This is a genomic window from Fusibacter tunisiensis, assembly GCF_016908355.1.
Lineage (GTDB): Bacteria > Bacillota > Clostridia > Peptostreptococcales > Acidaminobacteraceae > Fusibacter_D > Fusibacter_D tunisiensis.
The window spans coordinates 35,581-44,588 of the sequence record NZ_JAFBDT010000019.1 but is presented as its reverse complement, the minus strand read 5'-3'; the positions used below and the strand labels follow the sequence as shown (position 1 = coordinate 44,588).

At 41.5% G+C, this 9,008-nt stretch carries 10 protein-coding genes; 5 read left to right on the top strand and 5 right to left on the bottom strand.

Features of this window, described 5'->3' with window-relative positions:
- Window positions 1–86 precede the first annotated feature (86 nt).
- The 3 genes from JOC49_RS10170 to JOC49_RS10160 are packed head-to-tail and all read right to left on the bottom strand — an operon-like array spanning window position 87 to window position 2,233.
- On the bottom strand, window positions 87–491 hold the full coding sequence (locus JOC49_RS10170) for a hypothetical protein (RefSeq protein WP_204664922.1): 405 nt from the start codon (window positions 489–491) through the stop codon (window positions 87–89).
- Window positions 492–550: 59 nt separating this feature from the next.
- Complete coding sequence (locus tag JOC49_RS10165; RefSeq protein WP_204664921.1) at window positions 551–1,171, bottom strand: response regulator transcription factor; 621 nt, start codon at window positions 1,169–1,171, stop codon at window positions 551–553.
- Window positions 1,172–1,174: 3 nt separating this feature from the next.
- Window positions 1,175–2,233, bottom strand: a complete 1,059-nt coding sequence (locus JOC49_RS10160; protein ID WP_204664920.1) for a sensor histidine kinase — start codon at window positions 2,231–2,233, stop codon at window positions 1,175–1,177.
- A gap of 134 nt (window positions 2,234–2,367) precedes the next feature.
- Here JOC49_RS10160 and JOC49_RS10155 point away from each other — a divergent pair, with 134 nt between their 5' ends.
- From JOC49_RS10155 to JOC49_RS10145, 3 genes are read left to right on the top strand one after another with little or no spacing between them, the layout of a single operon-like run.
- Window positions 2,368–3,300, top strand: coding sequence for an ABC transporter ATP-binding protein (locus tag JOC49_RS10155; protein ID WP_204664919.1), 933 nt, complete (start codon window positions 2,368–2,370; stop codon window positions 3,298–3,300).
- A 9-nt stretch (window positions 3,301–3,309) separates the two neighbouring features.
- Complete coding sequence (locus tag JOC49_RS10150) at window positions 3,310–4,428, top strand: ABC transporter permease (RefSeq protein ID WP_204664918.1); 1,119 nt, start codon at window positions 3,310–3,312, stop codon at window positions 4,426–4,428.
- Complete coding sequence (locus tag JOC49_RS10145; RefSeq protein ID WP_204664917.1) at window positions 4,415–5,560, top strand: ABC transporter permease; 1,146 nt, start codon at window positions 4,415–4,417, stop codon at window positions 5,558–5,560. The genes JOC49_RS10150 and JOC49_RS10145 overlap by 14 nt, the downstream gene beginning before the upstream one ends.
- A 2-nt stretch (window positions 5,561–5,562) precedes the next feature.
- Here JOC49_RS10145 and JOC49_RS10140 read toward each other — a convergent pair whose 3' ends face one another.
- Window positions 5,563–6,576, bottom strand: coding sequence for an aspartate-semialdehyde dehydrogenase (locus JOC49_RS10140; RefSeq protein ID WP_204664916.1), 1,014 nt, complete (start codon window positions 6,574–6,576; stop codon window positions 5,563–5,565).
- A 148-nt stretch (window positions 6,577–6,724) separates the two neighbouring features.
- On the opposite strand from JOC49_RS10140, the gene JOC49_RS10135 reads away from it, so the two are divergent.
- Together JOC49_RS10135 and JOC49_RS10130 are read left to right on the top strand one after the other, a co-directional pair.
- The gene (locus JOC49_RS10135; RefSeq protein ID WP_204664915.1) at window positions 6,725–7,300 is read left to right on the top strand and encodes a tryptophan-rich sensory protein; all 576 of its coding nucleotides are present in this window, start codon (window positions 6,725–6,727) and stop codon (window positions 7,298–7,300) included.
- A gap of 55 nt (window positions 7,301–7,355) precedes the next feature.
- The gene (locus JOC49_RS10130; RefSeq protein WP_204664914.1) at window positions 7,356–8,258 is read left to right on the top strand and encodes a DMT family transporter; all 903 of its coding nucleotides are present in this window, start codon (window positions 7,356–7,358) and stop codon (window positions 8,256–8,258) included.
- 395 nt (window positions 8,259–8,653) lie between these two features.
- Here the strand turns inward: JOC49_RS10130 and JOC49_RS10125 are convergent, their stop codons facing one another.
- Entirely contained in the window at window positions 8,654–9,001 is a 348-nt protein-coding gene (locus tag JOC49_RS10125) for a hypothetical protein (RefSeq protein WP_204664913.1), read from the bottom strand.
- Between the last annotated feature and the right edge of the window lie 7 nt (window positions 9,002–9,008).

Genomic DNA, 9,008 nt, shown 5'->3' with positions numbered 1-9,008 from the left:
GGGTCAAAAACAAGCCGATTCATCCCCCACCTGCACTCTCACTCCGTGAGCAAGGTGGCTTAGAGGCGGGGGACTTCTCGGCTATTTTAGTTAAAGGAATCATCAAACGCAACACTGCCTTCTATCTGATACCCAATTCCAGGTATAGATGCGTCTGGCACTTCATAAAAAAACCGGAAAAAGAACAGCTCATTGTTTGAGGCCATGCCACTGTTGTCAATTAGGAGTCCACGATCGTATAAAAGCATCTCCCCGTCTTTATACTTCACGTCCAAAACAAAAGAATGCGCCATTAAGTCACCTGTAATAGGCGTTGAAACTTTATAATCCATCTTCAGCATCGTGTTTACGAGATCCGCATTTTCAAAGGACACGTCAAATTGATAAGAGCCCTCTAAAGTTCTCAGCTCCCGCTCTGAAATTTCCCCAAATACAGGTATACTCCCAAAAATTAACACAGCACTTAGAAAAAGCATCAGTATTTTTCTCATTAGCCCCTCCACAAAATATAATTATATACAAATTTATACCCATTCTGTTTCTAATGTCTCTATTGATTTTTATAATAAAAAATCGCAAGCTGGGTCCTGTCTCTTAAGTCCAGTTTTTCCAATATGGTACTGATGTAATTGCGGACAGTTCCTTCACTTAGAAAAAGGGTTTCAGCAATCTCCTTATTGGAAAGGCCCTCAGCCACTTGACACAAAACCTCCTGTTCCCGTTCAGATAAATCTAGGTGCATCTGAGAAACATTTTTTTGTGTAGTCAGTAGCGATGGCAGCTTGGTCATAATTTCTTCACCAAACACAGACTGGCCCAAAAACGCTGTTTTCAACGCCGGTATAATGCTGTCATATTTTTGCTTGAGTATATACCCCTTCGCCCCAATTTTAAGAGCCTTTACAATGTAATCGTCATCCTTAAAAGTCGTTAGGTACAAAATTTTGGCTTCTGGATGGTCCGCCATAATCGCCGTTCCTGCTTCAATGCCATTCATGCCATCCATGCGAATGTCCATTAAAAGAATATCCGGTTTCAGCCGGTTATATAAGTCAATGGCTTCCATCCCATTTTTCCCTGTTCCAATCACTTCAATACCTTCATCTGATTCTAAAATCGTTTGCAGTGACAGTGTTACCAGTTCATCATCATCAATTAATACAACGCGCATACCCTACCCCTTACTTGTTTTTGGAATGGTTATAAACACCTTAAATCCCTGATCCCATGTGGCGTTAAAATGCCCATTTAAAGCTTCCACACGCTGGGAAATATTTTTGAGCCCAATCCCTTCGCCATAGTCTATAGAAGCTTTATCGCCATTGTCCCGAACCACTAATTGATAAAAACCCGGATGCCCCACCAAAGTCACTTCCACCAAACTGGCATTTGAATGCTTCATCACATTGGATAAGGCTTCTTTAATCACCGCTATCAGCGCATACTTTACTTTTGTTTCCGGAACTTCATCCAAAGTTAGGGTCAAATCCACTCTACAAAAGGAAAAGTCTGCCACAAGGTTTTGGAGTTGATCTTCTAAATCGATAGAGGCTTCATACAAATTATGGACACTGTTTCTAATATGGTCCATGGCCAGATTCAAAGTCTTTTTAAGGGTCAAAAGGCTCTTGTTTTCTGGCGCTTTCACCAGCATGGCCCCAACCTGTAAAAGCCCACTTGACAATTGGTGGCCAACATGGTCATGAATTTCCCTTGCAATGCGGTTCCGCTCATTTAAGGTGGCAACATGAAGTTCCCCATCTTGCTTTTCAAGCAAGATCTGATTCTGGCGTCTGGATGTGTGTTCAAGCTCACGCTTGGCGTCTTCCAGTTCTGTATGTTTTTTTACAAGCGCTTCATACTGTAGCGTTCTGACTTTGAGTCCTATTGCCAGCAAACTCAAAAGCAAGTAGGTCACTTGCTCAAGTTCCATTGACACCACAGGTAAAATCAAAAGCAACCACACTGGGCCCAGTCTTTTGGAATAAAGCCCATACACAATAGCTGGAAGGAAGCAAGCAAGCACCGGATAAAACACAACTGCCACTGAATAAGCAAGGCCAATACCAAAGTGCAAAGTGAGCCTTTCAAAATAAGTGACAAGTCCCAAAACAGATACGGATATGAGAATCGGAACCACATCGAATGTGGTTTGATACTGGAATGCAAATAAAACCAGCCCCATGCCATACAATAAGATCTTGTCTATAGAATCTATACGCCGCATCCCCATACAAGTGCCTCCCTTTTAACCAGTTTACCAAACAAATATGACATTTGTCACCTGATTTTAATGATTCATGACACTGTTAGGAAAGGCTCTAGAAAGGTAAACTAAAACCATAATAACACTAAGGAGGTTCTACAATGATTGTAAAAGTGGACAATCTGGTTAAACGATATGGCAATTTAGTGGCTTTAGACCATTTAAACCTACAGGTCAATGCTGGCGAAATATTTGGACTTTTGGGCCCCAATGGCTCTGGTAAAACCACAGCCATCAACTGTATTCTTTCTCTGCTGAAATACGACAAAGGGGACATCCACGTCTTTGACAAACCCATGTCTCCTGAAGCCTACGACATTAAAAAAGACATTGGTGTGGTTATGCAGGATGTGGCCGTTTTTAATGAACTTACTGTTCATGACAACATCGATTATTTCTGTGGCCTTTACATCCCCGACAAAAAAGAACGCAAGAAGCTTGTAGATGAAGCCATTGAATTTGTTGGCCTATCAGACTACCGTAAATTTTATCCTAAAAAACTTTCAGGTGGCTTATTGAGACGCTTAAACATTGCTTGTGGGATTGCACACAAACCCAAACTTATTATTTTGGATGAACCCACAGTGGCAGTTGACCCCCAAAGTCGAAACAAAATTTTAGAAGGCATCGTCGCTTTAAACAAACAAGGGGCAACTGTTATTTATACGTCACATTATATGGAAGAAGTTGAGCAAATCTGTTCTCGGATTATGATTTTAGACAAAGGAAAAACCATTGCCCAAGGCACAAAGGATGAACTGAAAAACATGATTTCTCTGGGTGAGAAAATTACTGTAGAAGTTTTTGATATCACCGAGACACAACTCAAAGAAATTGAAGCCTTGCCCCACATAACTTCAGTAATTTATGACGGCAAACTGGTTGAAATCCGGTCCACTAAAAGCAAAAATAACCTTGAAAAAGTTCTTGAATACATTAAAACAGAAAAAATCAGTTTCGGAAAAATATACTCCGAACTGCCAACTTTAAACGATGTCTTTCTTGAAATTACCGGCAAAGAATTAAGAGATTAGGAGGCTCCTATGTTCGGACACATTTTTGTATATCGGCTCAAAGTGCTTCTCCGGGATAAGAGCATGATCTTTTGGACCATGATTTTCCCCATTGCACTTGCCACTTTTTTCAACTTGGCCTTTGGCGGTTTCAGTTCACAGGGCACTTTTGGTACGATTCCTGTAGCGGTTGTCTTAGAGTCAGATAACATAGCTTTTGCAGACACGCTTGAGAAAATGTCAACCGGAGAATCCCCCATGTTTAAACCTGATTTTGTAACACCAAGTCAGGCAGATGCCCTTCTTTCAGATGGAAAAGTTGCCGGCACAATCACTGTGGCGGATACCATGGCCCTAAAAGTCAACCAATCTGGGATTTCACAAAGCATTCTTAAAATTTTTCTAGACCGATACGCCCACACCACAAGAACTGTTTCTAGAATCGCGGCTATCCATCCAGAATCTTTACAAAACATGGATTTAACACCGGTTACTTTTACCAAAGACGCACCCATTACCACAGGAAATCTCGATATGACCCTCAATTATTTCTACGCCCTCATTGCCATGGCATGTTTTTACGGCAGTTTCTTTGGACTCGAGGAAGTCAGCCTGATTCAAGCCAACCTCTCACGCCGAGGGGCTAGACTCAATATGGCGCCAGTCCATAAATTAAAAGCATTTATCTACAGTTCACTTGCGTCTTATACCATTTTAATTGGAGAAATGATGGTCCTTATGGCTTACCTTATCTTTGTTCTTGGTGTTAATTTTGGAAGTCAAATCGGCCTTATTCTTGTAACCGTTTTTATTGGTTCTCTTGCAGGTCTAACGTTTGGAAGCTTTATTGCAGCCCTTGTCAAAGGAGATGCCAATATGAAAACAGGCCTCTTAATTGGGATTACAATGATTGGCTCTTTTCTTTCAGGGATGATGTTTGCTGAAATGAAATACCTGGTTCAAACCAAATTTCCCCTATTGACCATAATCAATCCGGTAAATCTTTTAGCAGATGCCTTTTACGCACTTTACTTTTTCAGCACCTATAACAGGTACCTTTTAAACATCTCTGGCCTTTTGATCTTCACTGTAATCTTCGCACTGTCCACATACTGGGTAATAAGGAGGCGCAAATATGCAAGTCTTTAAATTATGTCTTAAAATTTTCAAAAAAAATCTACCCGTCATGTCCATCTATTTTGGGGTGTTTATCATGGTTTCCATTATTATGATGTCCAACAACCGACCAACGGAACAAGCCGGTTTTATACAAGCCAAAACTCGCATGGTTGTTTTTTCAGAAGAGTCCTCGCCCCTCATTGACGGGATGAAAGAAGTCCTTTCGGATATAGCCGTTTTCGAAGCTATAGAAGACGATGAAAACCAGTTGCAAGATGCCCTCTATTTCAGAAGAATAAGTTATATTCTAAGGATTCCAGAAAACTTCACAGAAGACTTTTTAGCCGGCAAAAATCCGACCCTTTCAGTCACCAGTGTTCCAGAAGCCACAAGTAAAATTTATATTGACATGCGATTGGACCAATACCTGAACACTGCAAACATCTACGTTAATCAAATTCCTGGAATTGATGCTCAGACCCTAAACACTTACACACTTGAAGACCTAGACTATGAAACCCCTGTTCAAATGCTGGAAGCTGATCAAACTTTTGGTGAGGAAGGCATGATGCCCTATTATTTCAATTACTTGGCCTACACGTTTATGTTTGTGGTCATCATGGGCATCTCCACGATTATGCTGGTGTTCAATGACCTTAACATCAAACGTCGAAACGCTTGCGCCCCAATGAGTTCAACCAGTGTCACCCTCCAGTTTTATCTCGCCACAATGCTGTTTTCCTTACTCAGTTGGGCCCTTCTGGCAGGACTAAGCCTTCTATTTTCAAGAAATGAACTTTCGGATTCTAACACGTTGGCGTTTATCCTTAACTCCTTTGTTTTTGCCCTTAGCAGTTCCAGTATTGCATTTCTCATTGGAAATCTCGTTAAAGGCCGAGAAGCAATCTCTGCCATTGCCAATGTCTTTACCTTAGGGTCATGCTTTATCAGTGGCGTTTTTGTCCCACAAGCCATACTAACTGACAGCGTCCTTAAAATGGCAAGCTTTCTGCCAACCTACTGGTATGTAAGGGGCAACACCTTAATCGCCATATCAGCAGACTTTTCAAAGGCCTTAATGATTCAACTTGCCTTTGCCGTTGCCTTTTTCATCCTTGCCATTGTCGTTGGTAAAAAGAAACGCATGGCAATTGAAGCGTAAAGTTATTTGCCAATTGTTTTATGGATCAGGGTCAGCCCAATCTGAATGGCATTGAGGGCTGCACCTTTTCTAAGATTATCTGAAACAACCCATAAATTTAACCCATTTTCCAAGGTATCATCCCTTCTAATTCTGCCAACAAAGACCTCGTCTTTACCAGCAGCATCGAGGGGCATAGGATACCTATTTTTTTCAGGGGCATCCCACAGGGTAATGCCAGGTGACTTCTCCAAAAGCCTTTTGACTGCTTCTATGTTGAAAGGCTTTTCTGTTTCAACATTAATCGACTCTGCATGCCCTGTGATTACAGGAATCCGTACAGCTGTTGGACTTACCTTAATTGCAGAGTCCAAAATTTTGTGGGTTTCTTGAACCATTTTTAATTCTTCTTTGGTATACCCATTGTTCTGAAAGACATCAATATGGGGAATGGCGTTATAAGCAATCTGATGCGGATACACTTCGACGAGCGGCGCAATCCCTTGAGAAAGATCCTGCGTTTGCATCTGAAGTTCTTCCATGGCTGATTTTCCGGACCCAGAAACCGCTTGATAGGTGGACACCACAATTCGCTTTATGGTATAAACATCGTGAATCGGCTTAAGGGCTACCAGCATTTGAATGGTGGAACAATTGGGATTTGCGATAATGCCATGATGCCAGTCCAAATCGTGTGAATTCACTTCTGGAATAACAAGTGGCACATTTGGATCCATTCGCCATGCACTTGAATTGTCGATTACAACGCAGCCTTCTTCAACCGCTATTGGTGCAAGCTCTAATGATGCCTCTCCACCAGCTGAGAAAAAAGCAAAGTCTATCCCTTCAAAAGCCCCTTTAGTTGCTTCTTTCACTTTAATTTTTTCCCCTCTAAAGACAACCTCTTTTCCCACTTGATCCGCCTGATCTAATGGAATAAATTCTTTCACAGGAAAGTTCTGTTCCTCTAAAATTTCAATCATAGCGCTTCCAACTACGCCAAGCGCACCAACAACTGCCACTGTATAAGTCTTCATCGTAAACCTCCCTTTTTTTTATATTATAGCACACCACTTGTGGGTATATAGCAGGTATGAAAGGTGGTGACCACATGAAAATACTTGTATTAATCTCTTTACCCCTGCAGGCATTACATTTTCCATATGGGGCGTTATTTATTTCTTTTTGGCCGTTTTTGTCATCTATCAATTTAAGCATGACTCAGAGACCCTTCCTGCGATTCGAAAAGCCTTTATTGCATCCGCCATCGCCAATATGCTTTGGCTGACAGCATGGCATACAAATGAGATCCTAGCATCCCTCATTGTCATGATTGGCCTACTCATTTTCCTCATTTGGATTGCTTTCCTTAGAAGCAAGGGCTCCGATTCTTTCTGGGCGGTGCAAGTGCCTTTTGGCCTATATTTTGGTTGGATTACCGTAGCAACCATTGCCAATGTCACGGTTTTCTTAGTGAGTCTTGGACTTGATGTTTCACAACTTGCTCAGGAACGCTTAACGGCTCTAATTCTATTGGTGGGGCTTGCAATAGGCATTAGAACCATGACCAAATTTCGCGACATATCCTATGGTCTCGTTTTCATCTGGGCCAATCTTGGCATTTTACTCAAACAGCTTTCTGAAACAGGCTACCAAGGCCAGTATATTCGCATTATCTTGGCAGCACTTTTTTCAGTCTTAGTTTTCGCGGTTTTCATATACAAAATAATTCATGACGATTTTATTAAAGACACTATTTAGGGTCCCGTGATATAATGAGGCTTGAATGAATACATTATTTTAAGCGAGGGCCTCTATGACATCTTTTTCAAATTATACTGGCGAGTTGGCTGCACTTGCCACCGCACTGTTTTGGGCAATTACGGCAACAAGTTTTGAAAGTGCTGGGAAAAAAATTGGGTCCATGACTCTAAATCTCATGCGTTTGCTTCTTGGAATGCTTTTTCTATCCACTTTTACCTTAATCACCAGAGGCTATCTCTTGCCACTGGATGCGTCTCCAACCGCCTGGTTTTGGCTTATGCTTTCAGGTTTTGTTGGCATTGTCCTTGGCGATTTGCTTCTCTTTGAGGCTTTCGTCCGGATTGGATCAAGAATTTCCATGTTGATTTATGCATCGGTACCGCCTTTGAGTGGCATTATGGCTTATTTTTTCCTTGGTGAATCCATGACCCTTATCCAAATTCTAGGTATGGTTGTTACACTCTCAGGCATTGCCTCAGTCATACTGGTTCCCGATGAAACCAACAAAAAAATGAAATTCGCCCACCCAGTTGCCGGCATCCTCTTGGCTTTTGGAGGCGCCTTGGGCCAAGCAGCGGGTTACATCATTGGAAAGTTTGGAATGGCCAGCTATGATGCGTTCTCCTCAACTCAAATTCGGTTGATTGCAGGCATTATTGGCTTTTCAATTCTTTTTACCATTAGGGGCCACTGGCCGAAATTTATAACGGCATTTAAGCGCAAAGATGCCCTATTGCCACTTACACTCGGCTCATTTTTCGGGCCCTTTCTTGGCATATCATTTTCCCTCTTTGCAGTCCAAAGAATCAACCCTGGTGTTGCCTCTACGCTCACCTCAATAACACCTGTCCTCTTGATCCCAGTCGCATACTTTTGGAAAAAAGAAAAAGTCCATATGCGAGAAGTCATTGGCACATTTGTCACCTTAGGTGGCATTGCAATAATGTTCCTGTAGGGGAAAGCACCGTAGGTGCTGTCGAGTGCTGCTCAAACACAACTTATACCGTGGTGAATAATAAAAAAATCCAATCAAGTCGATTGGATTTTTTTAATTTACTTTTTTCTTATATATTTGATTATTAAATAAAAAATCGTCAACAATAGTACAGTATTAACTAACTGAAAAACAAATGTAAATAGATCTACTCTAATCATAACACACTCCTTAAACATGGCGAAGCCATACTCCACGCAGCTTTAGCTGTACTCAACGCAACGCAGTTGCACTCAACGCAACGCAGTTGCACTCAACGCAACGCAGTTGCACTCAACGCGACGCTAGTCGCACTCATCACAACGCATCTGCCCTCAACGCAACGCAGTTGCCCTTAACGTGGCGAAGGTGCGCCCCTAATACACCACTTTAACTGTAATGATATAACCTACAATATTGGTAAGTACAAGAACACCATAGATAACCTGCATACTTCGTTCATTATAGTTTTTATTATAATGATCTGGATCACCATGCACTTCTGAAAAAGCAGAAGCCTGTACTTCATAACTTCGTGCTGAATTCACTGCACCATCCATACCTTTCGTAAATCGGCTAATTCCAAATGTAGTATTGGCCAAACATGCAGCCCATATAAGCCCCCATGCGAAAAAATAAAGTTCAAAATTTCGAGTCTTAATGGCAAAAATAGCTTGAATCACCAATAAAAACAAAACAGTCCTATAACGTTTCAGGCACCTCATAACACCC

Bases quoted from the DNA above. Each gene is read 5' to 3' on its own strand.
- JOC49_RS10140 (WP_204664916.1), bottom strand. From the start codon at position 6,576: ATGAAGACTTATACAGTGGCAGTTGTTGGTGCGCTTGGCGTAGTTGGA.
- JOC49_RS10130 (WP_204664914.1), top strand. From the start codon at position 7,356: ATGACATCTTTTTCAAATTATACTGGCGAGTTGGCTGCACTTGCCACC.
- JOC49_RS10170 (WP_204664922.1), bottom strand. From the start codon at position 491: ATGAGAAAAATACTGATGCTTTTTCTAAGTGCTGTGTTAATTTTTGGG.
- JOC49_RS10125 (WP_204664913.1), bottom strand. From the start codon at position 9,001: ATGAGGTGCCTGAAACGTTATAGGACTGTTTTGTTTTTATTGGTGATT.
- JOC49_RS10165 (WP_204664921.1), bottom strand. From the start codon at position 1,171: ATGCGCGTTGTATTAATTGATGATGATGAACTGGTAACACTGTCACTG.
- JOC49_RS10155 (WP_204664919.1), top strand. From the start codon at position 2,368: ATGATTGTAAAAGTGGACAATCTGGTTAAACGATATGGCAATTTAGTG.
- JOC49_RS10145 (WP_204664917.1), top strand. From the start codon at position 4,415: ATGCAAGTCTTTAAATTATGTCTTAAAATTTTCAAAAAAAATCTACCC.
- JOC49_RS10150 (WP_204664918.1), top strand. From the start codon at position 3,310: ATGTTCGGACACATTTTTGTATATCGGCTCAAAGTGCTTCTCCGGGAT.
- JOC49_RS10160 (WP_204664920.1), bottom strand. From the start codon at position 2,233: ATGGGGATGCGGCGTATAGATTCTATAGACAAGATCTTATTGTATGGC.